At 70.3% G+C, this 22656-nt stretch carries 23 protein-coding genes, 1 pseudogene and 1 riboswitch (1 of these 25 cut by a window edge); of the genes and pseudogenes, 11 read left to right on the top strand and 13 right to left on the bottom strand.

All coding sequences use genetic code 11. From position 1 onward, the window contains the following. Positions 1–167 precede the first annotated feature (167 nt). Positions 168–1073 carry a collagen-like protein gene (locus tag HD593_RS63190; protein WP_221524565.1) on the top strand — a complete coding sequence of 302 codons (906 nt, stop codon included), beginning with the start codon at positions 168–170 and terminating at the stop codon, positions 1071–1073. 47 nt (positions 1074–1120) lie between these two features. Here HD593_RS63190 and purL read toward each other — a convergent pair whose 3' ends face one another. The 4 genes from purL to purS all read right to left on the bottom strand — a co-directional run bounded on the left by purL (position 1121) and on the right by purS (position 5040). Next, the gene (gene purL / locus HD593_RS01555; protein ID WP_185100351.1) at positions 1121–3370 is read right to left on the bottom strand and encodes a phosphoribosylformylglycinamidine synthase subunit PurL; all 2250 of its coding nucleotides are present in this window, start codon (positions 3368–3370) and stop codon (positions 1121–1123) included. After that, entirely contained in the window at positions 3367–4047 is a 681-nt protein-coding gene (gene purQ / locus HD593_RS01560) for a phosphoribosylformylglycinamidine synthase subunit PurQ (protein WP_185100352.1), read from the bottom strand. Before purQ ends, purL begins: the two co-directional genes overlap by 4 nt. Before the next feature lie 141 nt (positions 4048–4188). After that, the gene (locus tag HD593_RS01565) at positions 4189–4575 is read right to left on the bottom strand and encodes an ATP-binding protein (RefSeq protein WP_185100353.1); all 387 of its coding nucleotides are present in this window, start codon (positions 4573–4575) and stop codon (positions 4189–4191) included. A 219-nt stretch (positions 4576–4794) separates the two neighbouring features. Next, positions 4795–5040 (bottom strand): phosphoribosylformylglycinamidine synthase subunit PurS, encoded by a 246-nt coding sequence (gene purS, locus HD593_RS01570; protein WP_185100354.1) that lies wholly within the window; start codon positions 5038–5040, stop codon positions 4795–4797. A 230-nt stretch (positions 5041–5270) separates the two neighbouring features. Here purS and pdhA point away from each other — a divergent pair, with 230 nt between their 5' ends. The 4 genes from pdhA (at position 5271) to HD593_RS01590 (ending at position 9273) form a co-directional block, all read left to right on the top strand. After that, positions 5271–6353: a pyruvate dehydrogenase (acetyl-transferring) E1 component subunit alpha gene (gene pdhA, locus HD593_RS01575; RefSeq protein ID WP_185100355.1), complete on the top strand. Its 1083-nt coding sequence runs from the start codon at positions 5271–5273 to the stop codon at positions 6351–6353. Next, on the top strand, positions 6350–7330 hold the full coding sequence (locus HD593_RS01580) for an alpha-ketoacid dehydrogenase subunit beta (RefSeq protein WP_185100356.1): 981 nt from the start codon (positions 6350–6352) through the stop codon (positions 7328–7330). The genes pdhA and HD593_RS01580 overlap by 4 nt, the downstream gene beginning before the upstream one ends. 12 nt (positions 7331–7342) lie before the next feature. Continuing rightward, positions 7343–8842: a dihydrolipoamide acetyltransferase family protein gene (locus HD593_RS01585; protein ID WP_185100357.1), complete on the top strand. Its 1500-nt coding sequence runs from the start codon at positions 7343–7345 to the stop codon at positions 8840–8842. 137 nt (positions 8843–8979) lie between these two features. Beyond that, entirely contained in the window at positions 8980–9273 is a 294-nt protein-coding gene (locus HD593_RS01590) for a Dabb family protein (protein ID WP_185100358.1), read from the top strand. On the opposite strand, the gene HD593_RS60120 is transcribed toward HD593_RS01590, so the two are convergent. The 5 genes from HD593_RS60120 to HD593_RS01610 form a co-directional block, all read right to left on the bottom strand. Further along, positions 9270–9587, bottom strand: coding sequence for an NADAR family protein (locus HD593_RS60120; protein ID WP_221525521.1), 318 nt, complete (start codon positions 9585–9587; stop codon positions 9270–9272). The genes HD593_RS01590 and HD593_RS60120 overlap by 4 nt on opposite strands. 298 nt (positions 9588–9885) lie before the next feature. Continuing rightward, positions 9886–10158, bottom strand: coding sequence for a DUF7638 domain-containing protein (locus HD593_RS60125; RefSeq protein WP_221524567.1), 273 nt, complete (start codon positions 10156–10158; stop codon positions 9886–9888). 26 nt (positions 10159–10184) lie between these two features. Further along, the gene (locus tag HD593_RS01600; RefSeq protein ID WP_246546135.1) at positions 10185–10448 is read right to left on the bottom strand and encodes a hypothetical protein; all 264 of its coding nucleotides are present in this window, start codon (positions 10446–10448) and stop codon (positions 10185–10187) included. 32 nt (positions 10449–10480) lie between these two features. Continuing rightward, entirely contained in the window at positions 10481–11419 is a 939-nt protein-coding gene (locus HD593_RS01605) for an MBL fold metallo-hydrolase (RefSeq protein WP_185100359.1), read from the bottom strand. Between the two features lie 114 nt (positions 11420–11533). Further along, entirely contained in the window at positions 11534–13339 is a 1806-nt protein-coding gene (locus HD593_RS01610; protein ID WP_185100360.1) for an acyl-CoA dehydrogenase, read from the bottom strand. Positions 13340–13441: 102 nt separating this feature from the next. Here HD593_RS01610 and HD593_RS63195 point away from each other — a divergent pair, with 102 nt between their 5' ends. The 3 genes from HD593_RS63195 to HD593_RS01625 all read left to right on the top strand — a co-directional run bounded on the left by HD593_RS63195 (position 13442) and on the right by HD593_RS01625 (position 15084). Continuing rightward, on the top strand, positions 13442–14239 hold the full coding sequence (locus HD593_RS63195; protein WP_281402441.1) for a class I SAM-dependent methyltransferase: 798 nt from the start codon (positions 13442–13444) through the stop codon (positions 14237–14239). Between the two features lie 25 nt (positions 14240–14264). Beyond that, a riboswitch (guanidine-III (ykkC-III) riboswitch) is annotated at positions 14265–14324 on the top strand. Positions 14325–14358: 34 nt separating this feature from the next. After that, the gene (locus tag HD593_RS01620) at positions 14359–14673 is read left to right on the top strand and encodes a DMT family transporter (RefSeq protein ID WP_185100362.1); all 315 of its coding nucleotides are present in this window, start codon (positions 14359–14361) and stop codon (positions 14671–14673) included. Between the two features lie 30 nt (positions 14674–14703). Beyond that, positions 14704–15084, top strand: coding sequence for a VOC family protein (locus HD593_RS01625; RefSeq protein ID WP_185100363.1), 381 nt, complete (start codon positions 14704–14706; stop codon positions 15082–15084). 2 nt (positions 15085–15086) lie between these two features. On the opposite strand, the gene HD593_RS01630 is transcribed toward HD593_RS01625, so the two are convergent. Further along, positions 15087–15539: a hypothetical protein gene (locus tag HD593_RS01630; RefSeq protein WP_185100364.1), complete on the bottom strand. Its 453-nt coding sequence runs from the start codon at positions 15537–15539 to the stop codon at positions 15087–15089. Between the two features lie 82 nt (positions 15540–15621). Between HD593_RS01630 and HD593_RS60985 the strand changes: the two are divergent. Next, a pseudogene (locus HD593_RS60985) lies at positions 15622–16032 on the top strand (GNAT family N-acetyltransferase); the annotation flags it as partial. A gap of 42 nt (positions 16033–16074) precedes the next feature. Next, on the top strand, positions 16075–16545 hold the full coding sequence (locus HD593_RS60990; protein WP_246547415.1) for a GNAT family N-acetyltransferase: 471 nt from the start codon (positions 16075–16077) through the stop codon (positions 16543–16545). On the opposite strand, the gene HD593_RS01640 is transcribed toward HD593_RS60990, so the two are convergent. Continuing rightward, positions 16532–18538: a molybdopterin-containing oxidoreductase family protein gene (locus HD593_RS01640; RefSeq protein ID WP_185100366.1), complete on the bottom strand. Its 2007-nt coding sequence runs from the start codon at positions 18536–18538 to the stop codon at positions 16532–16534. The genes HD593_RS60990 and HD593_RS01640 overlap by 14 nt on opposite strands. A gap of 214 nt (positions 18539–18752) precedes the next feature. Between HD593_RS01640 and HD593_RS01645 the strand changes: the two genes are divergently transcribed. Beyond that, on the top strand, positions 18753–21128 hold the full coding sequence (locus tag HD593_RS01645) for a lysylphosphatidylglycerol synthase transmembrane domain-containing protein (protein WP_185100367.1): 2376 nt from the start codon (positions 18753–18755) through the stop codon (positions 21126–21128). Here the strand turns inward: HD593_RS01645 and mgrA are convergent. Further along, positions 21097–22095, bottom strand: a complete 999-nt coding sequence (mgrA, locus tag HD593_RS01650; RefSeq protein WP_185100368.1) for an L-glyceraldehyde 3-phosphate reductase — start codon at positions 22093–22095, stop codon at positions 21097–21099. The two genes, HD593_RS01645 and mgrA, sit on opposite strands and share 32 nt — an antisense overlap. Beyond that, positions 22092–22656, bottom strand: the 3' portion of a protein-coding gene (locus HD593_RS01655; protein WP_185100369.1) for a S9 family peptidase. The gene runs 1526 nt beyond the window's last position; only the last 565 of its 2091 coding nucleotides appear in the window; its start codon lies beyond the right edge, outside the window — the gene reads right to left on this strand; the stop codon is at positions 22092–22094. Before HD593_RS01655 ends, mgrA begins: the two co-directional genes overlap by 4 nt.

Below are 22656 nucleotides of genomic sequence, written 5' to 3' on the forward strand. Positions count from 1 at the left end.
CCAATGCGTCCTTTTACTCACCCAAGTCGGAGACAATCCGTCAATCCGGTCAGTAACGCTCTGTTTCGTGATGTATACGTTATGTAGTTCCTGTCATCCCTTGGAACGTTCGAAGCGTGAATCTCATGCACAACATGAGCATCACTCGTTCCCTGGGAAGGAAAGCCGTGGCTATCAAGGTTCGTGGCGGGCGCGCGATCACGCTCGCCGCTGTCGGGGCGCTGGCCGCCTCGCTCCTCACCGTCGGTGGCGTCGCCACCGCGTCGTCCGCCACCGCCGCCGAGGTGCACGCCTGTGTGCACAAGAAGACGCGGTACGCGCGCATCGTCAACCCGGCGACGAAGTGCAGGAAGACGGAGGAGCGGATCCTGATCGGCGGCTCCGGCACCTCGACCACCACCGTCCAGACGGGCGAGCAGGGCCGCCAGGGCGAGCGCGGCCCGGCCGGCCCTCAGGGCAAGCAGGGCGTCCAGGGCGAGACGGGGCCCGTCGGGCCGCAGGGCAAGCAGGGCGTCGCGGGCCCGCAGGGCCCGAAGGGCGAGCAAGGGCCGAAGGGCGAGCAGGGGCCCAAGGGCGAGCAGGGCGAGCCGGGCAAGACGGGCGCCACCGGCCCACAGGGTGAGCCCGGCAAGACCGGCGCGCAGGGCGAGCCGGGCAAGACCGGCGCGACCGGCCCCGCCGGACCTCAGGGTCCGAAGGGCGACAAGGGGGAGAAGGGCGAGCCCGGCAACGGCGCCACCTACACGACCCACGTCGTCAAGGAGTTCGTCAACGGGACCGGCACCGAGACCGTGAGCTGCGGCAACGGCGTGGTGACGGGCGGCGGCTTCTCGTTCACCACGTTCAAGAACGCGATCGTGACCAGCAGCGCGCCCTCGGGCGCCTCCAGCTGGACGGTCACCGTGGCCAAGGACGACAACGGCGGCGGCAACGACTACGACAGGCAGGCCGCCGCCCCGTCGGCCTCGCCCACGAACGCCCCTGCCGAGAAGGACGCGCAGACCTACGGCCACGGCGGCAACGGCACCAGCGTCAGCGGCAACATCTACGTCGTCTGCCTGAAGAAGGCGTAACGCCGAAGGGCCGGCACGGAACCCCGTGCCGGCCCTCCAGGAAGGCCTCAGCCGAACAGCGCGGGAAGCGCGGCCGTGTGCGTTTCCCGCAGCTCCTCCACGGAGACCTCGAACACGTCCTTGACGACCAGCGACTCTCCGCCGGTCATCCCGAGCCCGTAGCACGGCACGTCGTGCCGCCCGCACAGCGAGGCGAACTCGTCGTAGGCCTCGGGCCGCACCACGACCAGCGCCCGCGCCGCCGACTCGCTGAACAGGTCGGTGAACGGGTCACCGGTCAGCTCGACCTCCGCCCCGACGCCCCGCGCCAGGCAGGACTCGGCCAGCGCGACGGCCAGCCCGCCGTCCGACAGGTCGTGCGAGCCCTCCAGCAGCCCCCGCCGGCCCGCCTCCACCAGCACGGTGCCCAGCGCCTGCTCGGCCTCCAGGTCCGCGTGCGGCGGCAGCCCGCCCAGGTGGCGGTGCTCGACGTGGGCCCACTCCGAGCCGCCGAACTCCGCGCCGGTGTCGCCGAGCAGCACGACCCGCAGCCCCTCGCCGGTGAACCCGGACGGCACCCGCTTGGCCACGTCCTCGATGACGCCGAGCACGCCCACGACGGGCGTCGGGTGGATGGCCGTGGAGCCGGTCTGGTTGTAGAAGGAGACGTTGCCGCCGGTGACGGGCACGCCGAGCGCCCTGCAGGCGTCGGCCAGCCCGCGGGTGGCCTCGGCGAACTGCCACATCACCTCGGGGTCCTCGGGGGAGCCGAAGTTGAGGCAGTTGGTGACGGCCAGCGGCTTGGCGCCGGTGACGGCCACGTTCCGGTACGCCTCGGCGAGCGCGAGCTGCGCCCCCGCGTACGGGTCGAGCTTGGCGTAGCGGCCGTTGCCGTCGGTGGACAGCGCGATGCCCCGGGTGGTCGGCTCGGCGCCCTCGATGGCCTCCGAGATGCGCAGCATGCCCGCGTCGGCCGGCTGGGCCAGCACGGTGTTGGAGCGCACGTACCGGTCGTACTGGTCGGTCACCCACGCCTTGGAGGCCAGGTTGGGCGAGCCGAGCAGCTTGAGCAGGGTCGCCCGCAGGTCGGCGGGCCGCTCCAGCCGGTCGGGCGTGTCGGAGTTGAGCGCGGCCTGCCCGGCCGGCTCGTGGAAGGGGCGCTCGTAGACGGGGCCCTCGTCGGCGGCGGTGCCCGGCGGGATGTCCACGATGATCTCGCCGTCCCACGTCATGACGAGGCGACCGGTGTCGGTGACCTCGCCGATGACGGTGGCGGGCACGTCCCACTTCTCGCAGATCGCCATGAACGCGGGGATGTCGTCGGGCCGGACGACGGCCATCATGCGCTCCTGCGACTCGCTCATGAGGATCTCCTCGGGCCTGAGCGAGGGGTCGCGCAGCGGAACCAGGTTGAGGTCCACGTTCATGCCGCCGGTGCCCTTGGCGGCCAGCTCGGTCGTGGCGCAGGAGACGCCGGCCGCGCCGAGGTCCTGGATGCCGACGACCACGTCGGCCGCGTACAGCTCCAGGCAGCACTCGATGAGCAGCTTCTCCATGAACGGGTCGCCCACCTGCACGGCGGGCCGCTTGGCCTGCGACTCGTCCTCGAACGTGGCGCTGGCCAGCACGGACGCGCCGCCGATGCCGTCGGGGCCGGTGGACGCGCCGAACAGCACGACCTTGTTGCCCGGGCCGGGCGCGGTGGCCAGCTTGATCTGGTCCTTGCGCAGCAGGCCCACGCACAGGGCGTTGACCAGCGGGTTGCCGATATAGCAGGGGTCGAAGACGACCTCGCCGCCGATGTTCGGCAGGCCCAGGCAGTTGCCGTAGCTGCTGATGCCCTCCACCACGCCGGGCAGCACGCGGCGGGTGTCCACGGCGTCGGCGGCGCCGAAGCGCAGCGCGTCCATGACCGCGATCGGGCGCGCGCCCATCGACATGATGTCGCGCACGATCCCGCCGACGCCGGTGGCGGCGCCCTGGTGCGGCTCGACGTACGACGGGTGGTTGTGCGACTCGATCTTGAACGTGGCGGCCCAGCCGTCGCCGATGTCGACCACGCCGGCGTTCTCGCCCATGCCCACGAGCAGCGCCTCGGACTTGGGCGCCTTGGTGGCGAACTGCTTCAGGTGCACCTTGGACGACTTGTACGAGCAGTGCTCGGACCACATGACGCTGTAGATGGCCAGCTCGGAGCCGGTCGGACGGCGGCCCAGGATCTGCTTGACCCGGTCGTACTCGTCCTCCTTCATCCCCAGCTCGGCGAAGGGCATCGGCTCGTCGGGAGTCTCCGCCGCCCGCTTCACACTGTCTGTCATGCGTTCACCAGGTTCTTCAGGATGGAGGTGAAGATGCCGAGACCGTCGGTGCTCGGGGCGCCGACCAGGTCCTCGACGGCGTGCTCGGGGTGCGGCATGAGGCCGACCACGTTGCCCGCCTCGTTGCGGATGCCGGCGATGTCGTTGAGCGAGCCGTTGGGGTTGCCGACGTAGCGGAACACCACGTGGCCGCCCGCCTCCAGCGCGGCCAGCGTGTCGTCGGAGGCCACGTAGCGGCCTTCGCCGTGCTTGACCGGCAGCACGATCTCCTGGCCGGGCGTGAACGAGTTCGTCCACGCGGTCGCGGTCTGCTCCACCTTGAGCCGCTGGTCGCGGCAGACGTAGTGGAGCGAGGCGTTACGGGTCAGCGCGCCGGGCAGCAGGTGCGCCTCGCACAGGATCTGGAACCCGTTGCAGGTGCCGATCACGGGCAGCCCCGCCCTGGCGGCCGGGACGAGCTCCTCCATGAGCGGCGCGAAACGCGAGATGGCGCCGCAGCGCAGGTAGTCGCCGTAGGAGAAGCCGCCGGGCAGGAAGACGGCGTCGACTCCCTTCAGGTCGTGGTCGGCGTGCCACAACGGGACCGCCTCCGCGCCCACGAGGCGCACGGCTCTGGCGGCGTCCTGGTCGTCGAGAGTTCCTGGAAACGTGACTACGCCCACACGGGCAGCGCTCATGACTGTCGTCCCCTCCGGAGGAATGCGCGCGCGCACCACCGTCCCTTCGGGGCGGACGGCGGTGTCTTCAGGTTATCGGGTGCTCCCAGGTGGTCCGCATCGGCTCGCCCGGCACGCGTACGCGCAGCTCAGACGGCCGGCTCAGACGGCGGCCAGCTCGCGGGGACGGGCGTCGGCGCCGTCGTCCCAGGCGAGGTGCTTGCGCAGGTGGACCGTGGTGCCCCGGCCCGGGGTGACGCCGAAGGAGATCTCGTCCACGACGGAGCGCATGATCAGCAGGCCGCGGCCGTTCTCGGTGTCCGGAGGCGGAAAGGAGTGAGGCATCGTCGGGACACCGTCACCGTTGTCGGCCACGCGCACGTCGCACTGGCCGGCGCCGATGGCGGCCGTCACCTCGTACCGGTTGGCCGGCCCTCCGTGCCGGACCGCGTTGGAGCACGCCTCGGACACGGCGAGCAGCATGTCGGCGATGCACGTCTCGCTCACGTTGAGTGAACGCATGGCGTCGCCAAGCACTCGCCTGACCATCGGTATGCCGATCGCATCCCGAGGCAGTGCCAACGAGAACTCAATATCCACCGGACTCCTCCGGGTGCCGGAATCTCACCTGGAGTAGGTTTCCCTGAGAAAACGGGGCTAACCGCAAAATCACGTTGTTGTTATTTAGTGTTGGCACGCCCGTGGCATTGTGGCACGTCACAACCGGGCTTTAACCGCCCCAGGGGAAATCGGGGCGGCAAATGTGCCTTAGCCCTCGACCCGGACGCTGTAGTCCTCGATGACCGTGTTGGCGAGCAACGTTTCGGCCATCTTGCGCACCTCGTCGAGCGCCGCCTCGTCGGCCGGGCCGTCAAGCTCGACCTCGAAGCGCTTGCCCTGGCGCACGGCCGAGACGCCGGAGAAGCCGAGCCTGGGCAGCGCCCTGGCGATGGCCTGGCCCTGCGGATCGAGGATCTCGGGCTTCAACATGACGTCCACGATGACGCGGGCCACTGCGTTCCTCCTGGGAGCGGTGGGTGGATGGGAAGCACAGCCTACCGGCGCGTGTGGCTGTCACTACAACGGGAACGGGGAGGACATGGGGCTTGCGCACAGGGCTGTGACGTCTGCCACGATGGCCCCAAACGCGTACGAACCACCACCTAGCGGTTCGTCGTTAGGTAAGGCTGGCCTAAGGTGGCAACCCCATCCATAGTCCGGCCCCTGACCAGCAGGAGTGGCGCATGACCATAGACGCCTCGGGAGCATCTCCTGAGCTCGTCCAGCTGCTCACCCCCGAGGGCGAGCGGGTCGAGCATCCCGACTACGACATCGACCTGACCCCGGAGGAGATCAGGTCGCTCTACCGCGACCTCGTGCTCGTCCGGCGGATCGACCTGGAGGCCGTGGCGCTGCAGCGCCAGGGCGAGCTGGGCATCTGGGCCTCGCTGCTCGGCCAGGAGGCCGCCCAGATCGGCTCGGGCCGCGCTTTGACCGACACCGACATGGCGTTCCCCACCTACCGCGAGCACGGCGTGGCGTGGTGCCGCGACGTCGACCCCGTCAAGCTGCTCGGCCTGTTCAGGGGCGTCAACCACGGGGGATGGGACCCCAAGGAGCACAACTTCCACCTGTACACGATCGTGATCGGCAGCCAGACCCTGCACGCGGTCGGCTACGCGATGGGCATCCAGCGCGACGACGCCAGCGCCGCCACCATCGTCTACTTCGGCGACGGCGCCACCTCCCAGGGCGACGTGAACGAGTCGTTCATCTGGGCCAGCGTCTTCAACGCGCCGATCGTGTTCTTCTGCCAGAACAACCAGTGGGCCATCTCCGAGCCGCTGGAGAAGCAGACCCGCATCCCCCTCTACCGGCGGGCCTCCGGGTTCGGCTTTCCGGGCATCAGGGTCGACGGCAACGACGTGTTCGCCTGCCTCGCGGTGACCCGCAAGGCGCTCGAAGCCGCCCGTACCGGGCAGGGGCCGACGCTCATCGAGGCGTACACGTACCGGATGGGCGCCCACACCACCACCGACGACCCCACGCGGTACCGCGTGGCCAGCGAGCTGGAGGCGTGGAAGCTCAAGGACCCGATCGAGCGGGTCAAGGCGTACCTGTTCAGGAACGAGCACGCCGACCAGGCCTACTTCGACTCCGTCGACGCCGAGGCCGACCAGCTCGGCGCGGACCTGCGCAGGCGCTGCCTGGCCATGCCGGATCCCGAGCCGCTCGACATCTTCGACCACGTCTACCGCGAGCCCCACGCCCTGATCGACCAGGAGCGCGCCCAGTTCGCCGCGTACTTGGAGGGGTTCGAGAAGTGACCGTTCTTTCGTTGTCGAAGGCTTTGAACGAGGGCATGCGCAAGGCCATGGAGGACGACCCCAAGGTCCTCATCATGGGCGAGGACGTCGGCAAGCTGGGCGGCGTGTTCCGCGTCACCGACGGGCTGCAGAAGGACTTCGGCGAGGACCGCGTGATCGACACGCCGCTGGCCGAGTCGGGCATCATCGGCACGGCGATCGGGCTTGCGCTGCGCGGGTACCGGCCGGTGTGCGAGATCCAGTTCGACGGGTTCGTCTTCCCGGCCGCCGACCAGATCATCACGCAGCTCGCCAAGATGCCGATGCGCTCGCTGGGCGCGATCAAGCTGCCGGTCGTCGTACGCATCCCCTGCGGCGGCGGCATCGGCGCGGTCGAGCACCACAGCGAGTCGCCCGAGGCGTACTTCACCCACACGGCCGGCCTGCGCGTCGTCGCCTGCTCCAACCCGGCCGACGCGTACACCATGATCCAGCAGGCCATCCGCAGCGACGACCCGGTGCTCTTCTTCGAGCCCAAGCGCCGCTACTGGGAGAAGGCCGACATCGACACCTCCTCCACCGACTGGTGGACCCCGCTCCACGCCGCCAAGGTCGTCCGTCCCGGATCCGACGTCACGCTGCTGGCCTACGGCCCCATGGTCAAGACGTGCCTGGAGGCGGCCACGGCGGCCGAGGACGACGGGCGCTCGCTGGAGGTCATCGACCTGCGCTCGCTCAACCCGCTGGACGAGCCCGTCGTGATGGACTCCGCACGCCGCACCGGGCGGGTCGTGGTCGTCCACGAGGCCCCCGTCAACAGCGGCTTCGGCGCCGAGCTCGCCGCCCGGATCACCGAGCAGTGCTTCTACCACCTGGAGTCGCCCGTGCTGCGGGTCGGCGGCTTCTCCACCCCGTACCCCCCGTCCAAGCTGGAGGAGCACTACCTGCCCGACCTGGACCGGGTGCTCGACGCCGTCGACCGGACCTTCGGGTACTGAGGGGGTTGCGCGATGCGACGCGAGTTCAAGCTTCCTGACGTCGGCGAGGGGCTGACGGAGGCCGAGATCGTCCGCTGGCACGTCAAGGCGGGCGACACGGTCAAGGTCAACCAGATCGTGGTGGAGATCGAGACGGCCAAGTCGATCGTCGAGCTGCCCATCCCGTGGGACGGCGTGGTGGCCGGCCTGATGGCCGAGGAGGGCGACACGATCGACGTCGGCGTCACCATCATCGCCGTGGACACCACCGAGGAGGGCGGCGCACCCGCCGCTCCTTCCGCCTCGGGGGTGCCGTCCGGCGCCGAGACGCCCGCCCAGGCCTCCCGCGACCTCGCCGCCCTGGCGGACGACATGGTCCCGAAGCCGCCGGCGGAGGGCGCGGTGGAGCCCGGCGCCCACGGCAGCCCGGCCCCCAAGGAGGAGCGCCAGGCGGTCCTGGTGGGTTACGGCGTCAAGACCGGCACCACCAAGCGCCGCCCCCGCAAGCAACCGTCCCGCGGCATCGCCGCCAACCCGGTCGCCAACCCGTCCCGCGTGGAAGTGGACGGCCCGCCCTCCACCCCCTCAGAGGAAGCAGGCGCGGCGGGCGCGGGTGTCGCGGCCGCTCCCGGCGCCGGGCCGGCGAAAAGCGGCACGGCGCCCAGCCGGGTGGCCGTCCTGGCCAAGCCCCCGGTCCGCAAACTGGCCAAGGACCTGGGCGTGGACCTGGCCTCCCTGACAGGCACGGGCCCCCAGGGCTCGATCACCCGGGACGACGTCCACGCCGCTGCCCAGGCCCCGGCCGAGGAGCCGGCACCCACGACATCCCCCCGCCGCGAAGAGCGCATCCCCATCAAGGGCGTACGCAAGGCGACCGCCCAGGCCATGGTCACCAGCGCCTTCACCGCCCCGCACGTCACCGAGTTCCTCCAGGTGGACATGACGGGCACCATGGAAGCGGTCCGCCGCCTGCGCACGATGGCGGACTTCGCGGAGGTCAAGGTCTCCCCGCTGCTCCTGGTCACCAGGGCGGTCCTGACGGCGGTCAGACGCCACCCGCTGATCAACTCGGCCTGGGACGAGCAGTCCGGCGAGATCGTGGTCAAGCACTACGTGAACCTCGGCATCGCCGCCGCCACCCCCCGCGGCCTCCTGGTCCCCAACATCAAGGACGCCCAGGCCCTGTCGCTCCCCGCCCTGGCCACGGCCCTGGCCCAGCTCACGGAGACGGCCAGAGCGGGGCGCACCCAACCGGCGGAGATGTCCGGCGGCACCATCACCATCACCAACGTCGGCGTCTTCGGCGTGGACACCGGCACCCCGATCATCAACCCCGGTGAGGCCGCCATCCTCGCCGTGGGCCAGATCAGGGACCTGCCGTGGGTGGTGGACGGCGAGCTGGCGGTGCGCAAGGTGGCGACCCTGTCGCTCTCGTTCGACCACCGCATCGTCGACGGCGAGCTCGGCTCGCTCTTCCTCGCGGACGTGGGCGCGATGCTGGAGGACCCCCTCCGCATGCTCGCCTGGAGCTGAGGAGCCCTGGAGCCAAGGAGTACGGCGACCGCCGGGAGGACCCCTCTCCCGGCGATCGCCGTACGGCGGGGGACGCCCGCACCCATTGACGTCAGAGCGCCCAGGTCCCCGCCAGATACATCGATAAGGTGGCGAATATGATTCGCCACATCGTGCTGTTCACCTGGACCGAGACCGCGACGGCCGAGCAGAAGGCCGCCGTCACGGCTGAGCTGCGCAAACTCCCCGACCTCATCCCGCAGCTGCGCTCGTACACGGTCGGCGCGGACGCGGGCATCAACCAGGGCAACCATGAGTACGCCGTGGTGGCGGACTTCGACGACACCGACGACTACCTGGTCTACCGCGACCACCCCGACCACCAGAAGGTGATCGCCGACTACATCAGGCCGATCCTCGCGAGCCGCGCCGCCGTGCAGCTGAGCATCTAGTCCATGAGCCGATCGGCCTGGAGCTCGGATCTGACCAGCTCCAGGAGGCGGCCCATCCAGTTGCGTCCCGAGGCGCTCCAATGGCTTGAGACCCACCCGTTGTCGTAGTGGATGCGCGCGGTGCCCGTACCGATCAGGATCTCCGCGAGCTCCGGATACTGGGTGAACTTGGCGCGCAGCAGCCGCGCCATGACGGCGACGCGCACGTTCGCCCAGCCCTCGACGCGAGCACTCTCCCTGGCGAGGCTCTCCGCGTCGTACGGACGCCCGGCCGCCGCGATCCGCTCACGGGCGGCGGGATCGGCGGTCGACAGGGCCCAGTAGGCATGGTGACCGTCGGATACCGCACGCCCGCGACCTCGATCTCCGCCGGATGCTCGTTCCGCAGCGCCACCACGCCGGAACCCGGGGGACGGACGACCTCGTAGAGGGTGATCGAGGCTGTTTCGGCCGGCTCGGTGTCATCGGCCGGCGCAGGTCGTGGCGTGCTCTGACGGCTCAGAGCCTCCTCGAAGTAGGCGATCGCCCACTCCCGCGCGTCCTCGGTCACGATCAGGGGACGTTCGGGCCGCCACTTCACGGGCAACGGTTCGCCCGGCTCGGTGATCAGGGTCAGGAGCGGCACATCGACGGCTTGGCCATCTTCCAGGACGCCGGCTGGTGTGCAGACGCCTGGGCCCCGCGCGGGATCGACGTGGCCACCCATCCCGTCTCCAGGTGCCGGCGCAGCCCGTCCAGGTCCGTCAGGCCCCAGGCGTCGATCGCGCCGTCGGCGTACACGATCAGCTCGGTCAGGAAGTAGTGGTCGCCGTTGCGGATGAACACGGGCCGTGACAGGCCGTCGATCCGCTCCCCGTCGACCTCTCTGAACGTCCGGTTCAGCACGGCCGAGAGCCTAGACGCTCGATCGCTCAGACGTCAGGCGGGTTGTTCTCGCGGTGCATCAGCCTGTTGTCCGAAGTCTGGCCCCGCCGCGGGGCCAGCACGATGCTCAGCACGATTCCCACGCCACCGACGATCATGAAAATGAGGCCGATGACGTCCATGTGGACGCTCTGACCGAACACGTCGGGCTCGATCGCGAACCTCAGGATGGCGCCAAGCGTGAGGAAGAAGATGCTTACCCCGACACCCATGACGACCTCCAGGCAAACGGCGAGTACAGCCTCGGTCATACCCGGCTATCGCCGATCACACCCGTCGCTTCTCACGCAAGGCAGGACAATGGCTGCCCGCCGTTGTAGGTGATCATGTCGAGGATGGCGGTGGCCAGGTCGATCGGCGCCCCCAGGGGGTGCCCGTCGAGCTCGGCGTAGGCGCGGTGCAGGTTGCCCACGATGCGCTCGGCGTCGAGCAGCCCGGCCCACTCGCCGAGGTCGGTCTCCCTGGCGGCCTCCAGCGGCGTCAGGCCCGCCTCCCTGCCCCGCCTGGCGGTCTCCTGGACGAACCGCAGGTAACCCTCGACCGGCTCGTACGCCTCGGGCCCGCACACCTCGCCGTGCCCCGGCACGATGGTCTCCGCGCCGAGCCCTCGAAGCTGCTCGACGGCCTGGAGCGCCCCGGCCACGGAGCCCATCAGCACGAACGGGGTGCCGCCGTTGAAGACCAGGTCGCCGGAGAACAGCAGCCGCCGCTCCGGGATCCACACGTACGAGTCGTTGGTGGTGTGGGCGGCGTGGCCGACGTGCCGTACCTCGCAGCGCAGCTCGTCGGAGTGCACGGTGATCCGGTCGGTGAAGGTGAGGAACGGCGGGGTCGGCTCCATCTTGCCCCACTCCACCCCGGGCGACCAGGCGGCGCGGTAGGCGGGCACGCCGTCGGCGATGATCTGCTCGCGCACGCCCTCGTGCCCGACGATCGTGGCCTCGGGGAACAGCCAGTTGCCGAACGTGTGGTCACCGTGGTGGTGGGTGTTGACCAGCGTGGTGATCGGCCGGTCGGTGACCTTGCCGATGGCATCGCGGAAGGCGCGCGTACGGCGCTCGGTCGAGCAGGCGTCGACGACGACGACGCCGCGCCGCCCGGCCAGGAACCCGGTGTTGTTGATCCACCAGCTCCCGTCGGGCTGCAGGTAGGCGTAGACGCCGTCGGACACCTCTTCGACGCGTGGCGGCGGCAGGGGATGGTCGTGCGCGGAGGAGCTCATGGCAAGGAACGTACAAGACGGCGTGCCGAGGACCCCGCACAAGGCGGCAGGGCGCCCGCTCGCGGTCGGGCGCCCTGCCGGTGTGACTGCCGCGGGTGGCAGCGAGGTGGTGGCTCAGAAGGCCTCTTCGGGCAGCTCCATCAGCTCCAGGCCGGTGGCGGCGAGCACGCGCCGCTCGGCGGCCAGCCGGGGCAGCACGGTCTGGGCGAAGAACGAGGCGGCCCCGACCTTGCCCTGGTAGAACGGGTCCTCGCCCTCGCCGAGCTTGGCCAGCGCCACCTCGGCCTGGCGCAGCAGCAGCCAGCCGATGATGAGGTCGCCGAGCGCGAGCAGCAGCCTGGTCGTGTTCAGCCCGACCTTGTAGACCTCCTCGGGGGCCTCCAGCGAGCCGAGCGCCCAGCCCGCCATGGTGTCGCCCATGGCCTTGACCTCGGCCGCGGCCTCGGCGAGCAGCTTGCGCTCCTCCTTGAGCCGCCCGTTGCCCGCCTCGGACCCGGCGAACTCGTTGATCTCGGCCAGCAGCGCGCCGACCGCGGCGCCCTGGTTGCGCAGGATCTTCCTGAAGAACAGGTCCTGACCCTGGATGGCGGTCGTGCCCTCGTACAGGGAGTCGATCTTCGCGTCGCGGATGTACTGCTCGATCGGGTATTCCTGGAGGTAGCCGGAGCCGCCGAGGGTCTGCAGGGAGCGGGAGAGCAGCTCGTACGACCGCTCGGAGCCGACGCCCTTGACGATGGGCAGCAGCAGGTCGTTCATGGCGTGGGCGTGCCGGTCGTCCGGGTCGATGAGCAGGGTGTCCTGGAACGTGGCCGTGTAGAGCACCAGCGCCCGCATGCCCTCGGCGTACGCCTTCTGCAGCATGAGCTCGCGCCGCACGTCGGGGTGGTGGGTGATGGTCACCCGGGGCGAGGCCTTGTCGGCCATCTTCGCCAGGTCGGCGCCCTGGACGCGGGACTTGGCGTACTCGAGGGCGTTCAGGTAGCCGGTGGAGAGCGTGGCGATGGCCTTGGTGCCGACCATCATGCGGGCGTGCTCGATCACCATGAACATCTGCTTGATGCCCTCGTGCACCTCGCCGACCAGCCAGCCGACCGCGGGGTGCTTGTCGCCGAAGGTCAGCTCGCAGGTCGTGGAGACCTTCAGGCCCATCTTCTTCTCGACGTTGGTGACGTAGACGCCGTTGCGCTCGCCGAGCTCGCCGGTCTCCAGGTTCACGTGGAACTTCGGCACCAGGAACATCGACAGGCCCTTGGTGCCGGGGCCGTGGCCTTCGGGGCGGGCCAGCACGAGGTGGAAGATGTTGTCGGACATGTCGTGCTCGGCGCTGGTGATGAAGCGCTTGACGCCCTCGATGTGCCAGGTCCCGTCGGGCTGGCGTACCGCCTTCGTGCGCCCGGCGCCCACGTCGGAGCCCGCGTCGGGCTCGGTGAGCACCATGGTGGCGCCCCAGTTCTTCTCGATGGCCAGCTCCGCGAAGCGCTTCTGCTCCGGGGTGCCCACCTTCCACAGGGTGTAGGCGAAGTTGGGGCCGGCCGCGTACATGTACAGGGCGGGGTTCGCGCCCAGCACCATCTCGGCGGTGGCCCAGGCCAGGGTGCGCGGGATGCCCGGGCCGCCCAGGTCGGTGGGCAGGTCGAGGTGCGCCCAGCCGCCGTCGACCAGCGCCTTGTACGACTTCTTGAACCCTTCCGGCACCTTGACCGTCGAGGTGGCCGCGTCGAACACCGGCGGGTTCCTGTCGCCCTCCTCGAAGGAGTCGGCGAGCACTCCGGTGGCGAGCCGGTTCATCTCGTCCAGCACGCTGCGTGCGACGTCCTCATCCACTTCCGAGAAGGGTCCGGTACCGAGGATCTCGCCTCTCCCGAAGACCTCGAAGAGGTTGAATTCCAGGTCACGCACGTTGCTCTGGTAGTGGCCCATGGGCGTCGATCTCCTTGAACCGAGGCATTTCTACTGGTGAGTAACCTTACTCTGAAATGCTACCCGCGGGTAACCCGTCATATGCGTGGCATGCTCATCTCCATGGACGCCGCAGAACTCGCCGCCCGGTGGCGGGAGCGCCTGGAATCGTGGGCGATTCCGGACGAGATCCTGGCCAAGGCCCCCGTGGATCCGTGGAGTCACTCGCCGGAGAGGTTCGGCACCCGTACGGACAGGGCGCTGGCCGAGCCCGACGACGGTCCCACCATGACCCGCCTGTCCGAGGCGCTGCCCGAGAAGGGCACGCTGCTCGACGTCGGCTCCGGCCCCGGCGCGGCCTCCCTGCCGCTGCACGCGCGCATCGGCCACCTCTACGCGGTCGACACCTCCGCGTCCATGCTTGAAGGGCTCACGGCCAGGGCGGAGAAGCTGGGGGTGCCTGTCACGGCGGTCGAGGGCCGCTGGCCCGACGTCTCCGACCAGGTGCCGGTGGCCGACGCGGCCGTGGCGGCGCACGTCGTCTACAACGTGCCCGACCTGGCCGGCTTCCTGCTCGCGCTGGACGCCCGTACGCAGGGGCGGGTGGTCCTGGAGCTGCCGCACCGCCACCCGATGAGCTGGATGACGCCGCTGTGGCAGCACTTCCACGGTGTCGACCGGCCGGTGCGCCCCATCGCGGAGGACTGCGTGGCGCTGGCGGCGGCGCTCGGCTTCAACGTGCAGGTGGAGGAGAGGGAAGCCCCGCTGGAACGTTTCATGTCGCTGGAGGAGCTGGCCGCCAGCGCGGTGCGCAGGGTGTGCCTCGACCCCTCACGGGCGGACGAGGTGGCGCGGACGGCGGCCGAGCTCGGCATGTGGCCGGTGCCGCGCGACCGGTGGGTCACGATCTGGTGGGAATGACCGGTCCATCCGGCACGTTCACGTAGATGAGCGGTTGAGCTCCCGGACGAGACGCGCCGTACCCGGAACGCCAAGACGACGCACTCCAAGTCAGTCTCGTCTCTCAGGGAGTGCTTCTCATGGCGTGGATCGTCCTCGTGCTGGCCGGCCTCTTCGAGGTCACCATGGCCCTCTCGCTCAAGCTCAGCAACGGTTTCACGCACCTGTGGTGGACGCTGTCGTTCCTGGCCACGGCCGTGCTCAGCTTCGGCCTGCTCTCGTACGCGCTCAGAACGCTGGAGGTCGGCACCGCGTACGCCGTCTGGACCGGCGTCGGCGCGGCCGGCACCGCGCTGCTCGGCATGATCGCCATGGGCGACGAGGTGTCACCGGCGCGGCTCGTCTCCATCGCCCTCATCCTGGCCGGGGTCATCGGGCTGAAGACACTGGCTTAACGCCTTTGACGGTGTCTATTGTGTGATCTCGTGATCGAGATTCATGCTGTAACCATCGACGCCGCCGACCCGTACGCCATCGCGAGCTGGTGGAGCGAGGCCACCGGGCTACCGCTGGGCGAGGGGGACGAGCCGGGCGACGACGAGGTCATGCTGCGTACGCATCAGGACCCGTTCCTGCTGTTCATCCGCGTCCCCGAGGGCAAGACCGTCAAGAACCGGGTGCACCTCGACGTCAACGGCACCGAGGGCAGGACCCGTGACCAGGAGGTCGAGCGGCTCGTCGGGCTCGGCGCGACCGTCCACGACGATCTCCGCAAGCCCGACGGCACCGGCTGGGTCACCATGCTCGACCCCGAGGGCAACGAGTTCTGCGTGTGCAGGAGTACCGCGGAGAGGGAGGCTCAGTAGGGTCACCGGGCCGACTGCGCTCGTCCCCGCATCGTGAGCGTCAGGACGCCGGCGATCAGGTAGACGAGCGCGCCGCGCCACAGCGCGTCGAAGGCCGAGCCGAACACCCCTTCGTTGTCGAGCACGAGCTGCACCGGGTAGTCCAGCACGGCCACGATGCCGGCCGGCAGCAGCGCGAACTTGAACGGGTGCTTGAGCGACCAGAGCCGCGCCTGGCGGGTCACCCGGTCGCCCTCCTCGGGCTTGGACACCGCGCCGATCGCGGCGACCAGCGCGAACAGGCTGATCCCCAGGCCCAGTGACCACACCAGGCCGGCGGTGCCGGTGAGCCAGCCCACGCCGAAGCTGACGGCGGCCGCGGCGCCGCCGCTGACGGCGGCGGTCTTCCAAGGGGCGCCGCGCAGGGCGGCGGCGGACAGCGATACCTCATCGCGTCGACTGATTTCATTGCTCATGCCTTCATGCTGCCTCCCGCCCGCCCCTGGAGGCATCGGGGTCCGACCCTGAGCTGTCCCTGGGAACTGACATGATGCGGGCATGCGGGATATAGAGATCGTGCGGCTCGGTACGGATGAGGGCGAGCGGCTGCGGGCGGTGCGGCTGCGCGCGTTGCAGGACGAGCCGGACGCGTTCGGCTCCTCCTACGGCCGCGAGGTCGGGTTTCCGCCGGAGAAGTGGGCCGAGCGGCTGGCGAACCCGGACGGGCGCTGGTGGGTGGCCACGCGCGACGGCGCCGACGTGGGGCTGGTGTGCGTGCTGCTGGAGGAGGGCGCGGCCCACCTGCTGTCCATGTGGGTGGCGCCGGAGGCCAGGCAGGCGGGGGTCGGCTCCCGGCTGGTGGACGTGGCCGTGGAGTGGGCCAGGAGCACCGGCGTCGAGGAGATCGGCCTGTGGGCGGTGGACCGGAACCACGCGGCCCGCGCCCTCTACGCGCGCAAGGGCTTCACGCGCAGCGGCAAGGTGATGGCGCTGCCGTCCAACCCCGACCTGATGGAGTCCCACTACGTGCTGTCCCTGATCTTCCGGCAGGCACGCAGGGAGGACGTGCCGGCCATCGTGGCGATGCTGGCCGACGACCCGCTCGGCGCCCAGCGGGAGGGGGATCCGAACGACGGGCGCTACCTGGCGGCGTTCGACCGGATCGACGCCGACCCCTACGACGAGCTGATCGTGGCCGAGCGCGACGGCAAGGTGGTGGGCACGATGCAGCTCACCTACCTGGCGGGGCTGTCGCGGCTGGGCGCCGAGCGGTGCCAGATCGAGGCCGTCAGGGTCGCCGCCTCCACCCGCGGCCAGGGCCTGGGCCGCAAGATGATCGCGTGGGCGATCGACAGGGCGCGGGCGCGCGGCTGCGCGATGGTGCAGCTCACCTCCGACAGGTCCCGTACGGACGCGCACCGCTTCTACGACGGCCTCGGCTTCACCGCCTCCCACGTCGGCTACAAGCTCAAACTGGACTGATCTCCACGAAGTTGTCGTGGAAGCCGGGCCCCCTGCCCATGTCGGCGTCCCGCTCGGCCACGACGGCGTTCGGGTTGGCGCCGCCGGGGCTGAGCTTGGGCCAGCGGCCCTTCGGCGTGGCCACCACCCCGGCCGCCACCCGGTCGCTGATCTCCACGTCCGCCAGGAACTCGCCGCCGTCGTTGTGCACGCGTACCCGGCGCCCGTCCTCCAGCCCGCGTGCCGCCGCGTCGGCCGGGTTGACCAGCACCGTCGGCTCCTTGGCGCGCCGCAGCAGCTCGGGGTTGTTGCCGAACGTCGTGTTGAGGAACGTGTGCGAGGCGGGCGTGACCAGCGTCAGCGGGTACGGCGAGCTCCCGGCGGAGGAGGCCGTGTACGACGGCACGTACGCCTTGCCCGCCGGCGGGAAGCGCAGCCGCCCGGAAGGCGTCGGGAAGCCCTCGGCGAACGGCGTGAAGGGGCTCGGGTAGTTCATCCGCACCCAGCCCTCCTTGCGCAGCCTGTCCAGCGTGATGCCCTCCACCGACGGGTGCCCGCTCGCGAGCAGCTGCTCGGCCAGCTCCAGGTCCGAGTCGTACAGCGACGGCTCGGTCATCCCCATGTGCGCGGCCAGCCGCCGGAACGTCTCCGTCGTGGACAGGCACTCGCCTGGCGGCTCCACGGCCTGCTCGTTCCACAGCAGGTACAGGTGCCCGTAGCCGGCGTGCAGGTCGTGGTGCTCGGTCTGCATGGTGGCGGGCAGCACGATGTCGGCGTAGTCCACGGTGTCGGTCGGGAAGTGCTCCATGACGACCGTGAACAGGTCCTCGCGCAGGAGTTGCCGCCTGATGGCGTTCGAGTCGGGGGAGGAGCCGACGGGGTTGGCCGCGTACACCCAGAAGCACTTGACGGACTCGAGCTGCGAGGCCGCCTTGGTCATGGTCAGCGTGCGCACCGGCGCGGCGAGCAGGTCGTCGCGGCGGTCCACGTTCAGGTGGACGTGGTCGCTGGTGGAGAAGGCGATGCCGCCGCCGGGGTGGCGCCAGTCGCCGGTGACGCCGGGGATGGCGGCGATCACGCGCAGCGCGGCCCCGCCGCCGGCGTGCCGCTGCAGGCCGTGCGTGGCGCGCAGCGCGGTCGGGCGGGTGTGCGCGAGCCTCGTCCCCAGCCTGTGGACGGCCTCGGCCGGGATCCCGGTGATCTCGGCCACCCTCTCGACCGGGTGACGCAGGATCTCCTCGCGGAAGTCGTCCCAGCCCTCGGTGTGCTCGGCCAGGAACTCCTCGTCCTGGGCGTTCTCGGCCAGCACGACGTTGAGCAGCCCCAGGGCGAGCGCCCCGTCCGTGCCCGGCCTGATCGCCAGGTGCTCGTCCGCCTGGTCGGCCGTCCTGGTGCGGATGGGGTCGATGGCGACGACGTACGCGCCGTCCGCCCGCGCGTCCTGGATGAACTTCCACAGGTGGTGGCCGCTGGTGAGCGTGTTCGTGCCCCAGAGCAGGATCAGCTTGGACAGCGCGAAGTTCTCCGGGTCCATGCCGGCCGCGGTGCCGAGCGTGCGGCGCAGGCCGGCGTTGCCCGCCGCGGAGCAGATGTTGAGCCAGTGCTTGGAGGCGCCGAGCAGGTTCCAGAACCGCCGGCCCGCCACGCCCTCGCAACCTTGCAGGTAGCCGAGGGTGCCGGTGCCCAGGTACGGCCAGATGGCCTCGCCGCCGTGCTCCTCGACGATGCCGCGCAGCCGTACGGAGATCTCGTCGAGCGCCTCTTCCCAGGTGATCCGCTCGAACTGGCCCGAGCCCTTCGGCCCGGTGCGGCGCAGCGGGTACAGGATGCGGTCCCGGGCCTGGGTGTGCTCCAGGTACCGGTTGACCTTCACGCAGAGCGCGCCCCGGGTGTAGGGCTGGTCGGGGTTGCCGCGCATCTTGACGGCCCGGCCGTTCTCGACGGTCACCACCCAGGAGCAGGTATCCGGGCAGTCCAGCGGACATGCCCCCAAAACCCTCAATTCACCCGACATGGGACACAGCCTACGTCCACCCGCTACCAGGAATTCAGAGGTGAACAGTGGGAAGTGCAGCGTGTAGCCTGCCCCGTGCGACACTGCGGGGACGATTGAGCACACTGGAAGTCAGAGATCGTATGGTCCGGCACGGGAAGGTGCGGAATCGCTGTCGGTGGCCGATATCAGGGAACGAGATGACACGGAGGGCCTCGCGGAAGGGGAGCCGGCCGTGGCCGAGTCGCGCGCGGAAAACGACGTCTACGTCGTAGAGCCGCTGCTGCCCCAGCGCCTGCGCCGTCCCTCCGACCTGCTGCGCTTCTTCGCCACGCTCATCGTGCTCGGCGCGGTCATCCTGCTCGCCCTCGTCGCCAAGCAGACGCTCATCGGGCTCGAGGCCGACGTCAAGGAGGGCGCCGAGCTCGTGCCGCTGCTGAGCAGGATCGCCGCCTTCCTCGGCGGCGCGGCCGTGCTCATCGTGCCCACGGCCTTCGCGGTCGAGCGCGTCTTCCACCGCGACGGGCTGCGCGTCGCAGAAGGGCTGATCGCCGCCATCGTCGGCATGGCCGGGTCGTTCCTGCTCGGGCAGTGGCTCGTCGGCGGCAACGTCGACGACCTGCGCGTGCTGCTCACCGGAGACCGCCGCATCGAGCCGCTCAACACGCTGCTCACCTCGGTCATCGCCTACTCCACCGCCGTCCGCATCTCCCGCCGCCCGACCTGGCGGATGCTGATGTGGACCACCATCGCGCTCTACATCCTCGCCCTCTTCTCCGGCCGCCAGATCACCATCCCCAGCGCCATCGTCACCGTCCTGGTCGGCATGGCCATCGGCTACGCCACGCTGTACGGCGTCGGCAGCCCCAACACGCGCCCGCCGGGCAACGCCGTGGTCGCCGCCCTGCGCAAGCTGTCGTTCGTGCCCGTCTCCGCCCGCCGCGTCGAGGACGACCACCAGGGCAGCCGCCGCTACGCCATCGGCCTCAAGGACGGCTCCAGCCTCGACGTCACCGTGCTCGACCGCGACCGGCAGGTGGCCGGGCTGCCGTACCGGCTGTGGCGGCGCATCAGGCTCAACTCCGAGACCAGGCGCCGCGCCATCAGATCGTTGCGCGCCGAGCTCGAACGCGAGGCCCTCATGGCGTACGCCGCCCAGGCGGCCGGCGCCAGCACCCCGCGCCTGCTCGGCACCAGCGAGATCGGCACCGAGGCCGCCCTGCTCGCCTACGAGCACATCGAGACCCGGCCACTCGACGAGGTGCCCGACGCCGAGATCGACGACGAGCTGCTCGCCCAGATCTGGGAGCAGGTCGAGCTGCTGCAGATCCAGCGCCTGGCGCACCGCCGGCTCACCGGCGACAGCATCCACCTCGACGGGGCCGGCCGCGTCGTGCTCACCGACGCGCGCAGCGGCGAGGTCGCCGCCGGAGACCTGCTCCTGCGGCTCGACGTCGCCCAGCTCCTCACCTACCTGGCGCTGCGCGTCGGCCCGGAACGCTCGGTCCGCGCCGCCGCCGACGTCATGGGCCCCGACGCGCTCGCCGCCGCCATGCCGCTGCTCCAGCAGATCGCGCTGACCAGGGAGACCCGCGCCGCGCTGGCCAAGGCCAAGAACGTGCTGCCCGGCATCCGCGAGCACATCGTCGCGCTCAAGCCGCAGAGCAAGGTCGAAGAGGTACGCCTCGAACGTTTCCGCCCCCGCACCCTGATCACCATCATCGCCAGCACGCTCGCCGCGTACATCGTGCTCTACCAGCTCAGCCGGGTGGACGTCTACCACGTGATCACCACGGCCAACTGGGCCTGGTCGGGGCTGGCCCTGGTGGCCTCGTTCGCCAGCTACGTGGCGGCCGCGTTCATGCTGCGCGGCTTCGTGCCCGAGCACCTGCCGCTCTGGCGTACGGTGCTGGCGCAGTTCGCGGGCTCGTTCGTCAAGCTCGTCGCGCCCGCCGCCGTGGGCGGCGTCGCGATCAATACCCGCTACCTGCAGAAACGCGGGATCCACCCGGCCAGCGCGGTCGCCAGCGTCGGCGCCTCGCAGCTCATCATGCTGGTCTTCCACATCATGCTGCTGGCGCTGTTCGCCTACATCACCGGCTCGACCACGCCCACCTCGTTCACCCCGTCGCGCACGCTCGTCCTCGTGCTGCTCGGGGTGGCGGTGCTGGTCGTCGCCGTGCTCGGCGTGCCGCCGCTGCGCCGGCTGGTCACCGCACGGCTGCGCAAGCTCTTCTCGAACGTGCTGCCGCGCCTGCTCGACGTGCTCCAGTCGCCGCGCAAGATGGTCGAGGCCTGCTTCGGCACGCTCTCGATCACGCTCACGTTCATCGTCTGCCTCGACGCCTGCGTGGCCGCGTTCGGCGGCACGCTCAGCTTCACCGCCGTCGCGGTCGTCTTCCTCACGGCCAACGCGATCGGCTCCGCCGCGCCCACACCCGGAGGTCTGGGCGCGGTCGAAGTCGCACTCGTGGGCGGCCTGACGGTCGCCGGAGTGCTGCCCGAGGTGGCCACCTCGGCCGTGCTGCTGTACCGGCTGCTCACGTTCTGGCTGCCGGTACTGCCGGGCTGGGCCGCCTTCACCTACCTCCAGCGGAACGAAGCTCTGTGACCTTGTCGATCGCGGCCAGCTCGTCCTCCGTGAAGGCGGGGCCGTCCACGCACGCCACGTTGTCCTCCAGCTGCTTGACGCTGCTGGCGCCGATCAGCACGCTCGTCACCCTCGGGTCCCGCATCGCCCATGACAGCGCCATCTGAGCCAGCGTCTGCCCGCGCGTCCGCGCGATCTCGTCGAGGTCGCGCGCCAGCTCCCGGTCGATCCGGTCGCTGCTCAGGAACCGGCTGGTGGCCGCCCGCGAGTCCTCCGGGACGCCCTGGAGGTAACGGTCGGTCAGCAGTCCCTGCGCCAGCGGCGAGAACACGATGCAGCCCATCCCCGCCTCCTCCAGCGTGTCCAGCAGCCCGTCCTCGATCCACCGGTTGATCATCGAGTAGGACGGCTGGTGGATGAGCAGCGGCGTGCCCAGCTCGCGCATGATCCGCGCGGCCTGGGCGGTCTGCTCAGGCGAGTAGTTGGAGACGCCCGCGTACAGCGCCTTGCCCGAGCGCACCGCCCGGTCCAGCGCGCCCATCGTCTCCTCCAGCGGCGTCTCCGGGTCGGGACGGTGGCTGTAGAAGATGTCCACGTACTCCAGCCCCATGCGCTTCAGCGACTGGTCGAGGCTGGACAGCACGTACTTGCGCGACCCCCACTCGCCGTACGGGCCCGGCCACATGTCGTAGCCGGCCTTGGTGGAGATGACCAGCTCGTCGCGGTAGGCGGCGAAGTCCTCGCGCAGAATCCGGCCGAAGTTCCGCTCCGCCGAGCCGTACGGCACGCCGTAGTTGTTGGCCAGGTCGAAGTGCGTCACCCCGAGGTCGAACGCGCGGCGCAGGATCGCCCGCGAGTTCTCGATCGGCCGGTTGTCGCCGAAGTTGTGCCACAGGCCCAGCGAGACCGCAGGCAGCTTCAGCCCGCTGCGCCCGCTGCGGTTGTACGGCTGGCGCTCGTAGCGCCGCTCGTCGGCCTGGTACGTCATGACGTGCCCCTCTCGATGATCCACGACAGCGCGAAGGCCTCCTCACGCCACGCGTCGTAACGCCCGCTGCGGCCGCCGTGCCCCGCGCCCATCTCGGTCTTGAGCAGGAACGGCCCGCCCTTCGCGGTCGCGCGCAGCCTCGCGATCCACTTCGCCGGCTCGTGGTAGAGCACGCGCGTGTCGTTGAGGCTGGTGATCGCCAGGATCGGCGGGTACGGCCTGCCGTCGACGTTCTCGTACGGCGAGTACCCCTTCATGTACGCGTACACGTCGGAGTCGTGCAGCGGGTCGCCCCACTCGTCCCATTCGATCACGGTCAGCGGCAGCGACGGGTCGAGGATGGTGTTCAGCGCGTCCACGAACGGCACCTCGGCCACCACGCCCGCGAACACCTCCGGCGCCAGGTTCGCCACCGCACCCATCAGCAGGCCGCCGGCCGAACCGCCCCTGGCGATGACCCGGTCGCTCCACCCGGACGCCTTCAGGTGCCTGGCCACGGCCACGAAGTCGGTGAACGTGTTGCGCTTCCTGGTCAGCTTGCCGTCCTCGTACCAGCGGCGG

Source organism: Nonomuraea rubra, from assembly GCF_014207985.1.
Classification (GTDB): domain Bacteria; phylum Actinomycetota; class Actinomycetes; order Streptosporangiales; family Streptosporangiaceae; genus Nonomuraea; species Nonomuraea rubra.

Bases quoted from the DNA above. Each gene is read 5' to 3' on its own strand.
- purL (WP_185100351.1), bottom strand. From the start codon at position 3,370: ATGACAGACAGTGTGAAGCGGGCGGCGGAGACTCCCGACGAGCCGATG.
- purQ (WP_185100352.1), bottom strand. From the start codon at position 4,047: ATGAGCGCTGCCCGTGTGGGCGTAGTCACGTTTCCAGGAACTCTCGAC.
- HD593_RS01565 (WP_185100353.1), bottom strand. From the start codon at position 4,575: ATGGTCAGGCGAGTGCTTGGCGACGCCATGCGTTCACTCAACGTGAGC.
- pdhA (WP_185100355.1), top strand. From the start codon at position 5,271: ATGACCATAGACGCCTCGGGAGCATCTCCTGAGCTCGTCCAGCTGCTC.
- HD593_RS01585 (WP_185100357.1), top strand. From the start codon at position 7,343: ATGCGACGCGAGTTCAAGCTTCCTGACGTCGGCGAGGGGCTGACGGAG.
- HD593_RS01590 (WP_185100358.1), top strand. From the start codon at position 8,980: ATGATTCGCCACATCGTGCTGTTCACCTGGACCGAGACCGCGACGGCC.
- HD593_RS01600 (WP_246546135.1), bottom strand. From the start codon at position 10,448: ATGACCGAGGCTGTACTCGCCGTTTGCCTGGAGGTCGTCATGGGTGTC.
- HD593_RS01605 (WP_185100359.1), bottom strand. From the start codon at position 11,419: ATGAGCTCCTCCGCGCACGACCATCCCCTGCCGCCGCCACGCGTCGAA.
- HD593_RS01610 (WP_185100360.1), bottom strand. From the start codon at position 13,339: ATGGGCCACTACCAGAGCAACGTGCGTGACCTGGAATTCAACCTCTTC.
- HD593_RS63195 (WP_281402441.1), top strand. From the start codon at position 13,442: ATGGACGCCGCAGAACTCGCCGCCCGGTGGCGGGAGCGCCTGGAATCG.
- HD593_RS01620 (WP_185100362.1), top strand. From the start codon at position 14,359: ATGGCGTGGATCGTCCTCGTGCTGGCCGGCCTCTTCGAGGTCACCATG.
- HD593_RS01630 (WP_185100364.1), bottom strand. From the start codon at position 15,539: ATGAGCAATGAAATCAGTCGACGCGATGAGGTATCGCTGTCCGCCGCC.
- HD593_RS60990 (WP_246547415.1), top strand. From the start codon at position 16,075: ATGGAGTCCCACTACGTGCTGTCCCTGATCTTCCGGCAGGCACGCAGG.
- HD593_RS01640 (WP_185100366.1), bottom strand. From the start codon at position 18,538: ATGTCGGGTGAATTGAGGGTTTTGGGGGCATGTCCGCTGGACTGCCCG.
- mgrA (WP_185100368.1), bottom strand. From the start codon at position 22,095: ATGACGTACCAGGCCGACGAGCGGCGCTACGAGCGCCAGCCGTACAAC.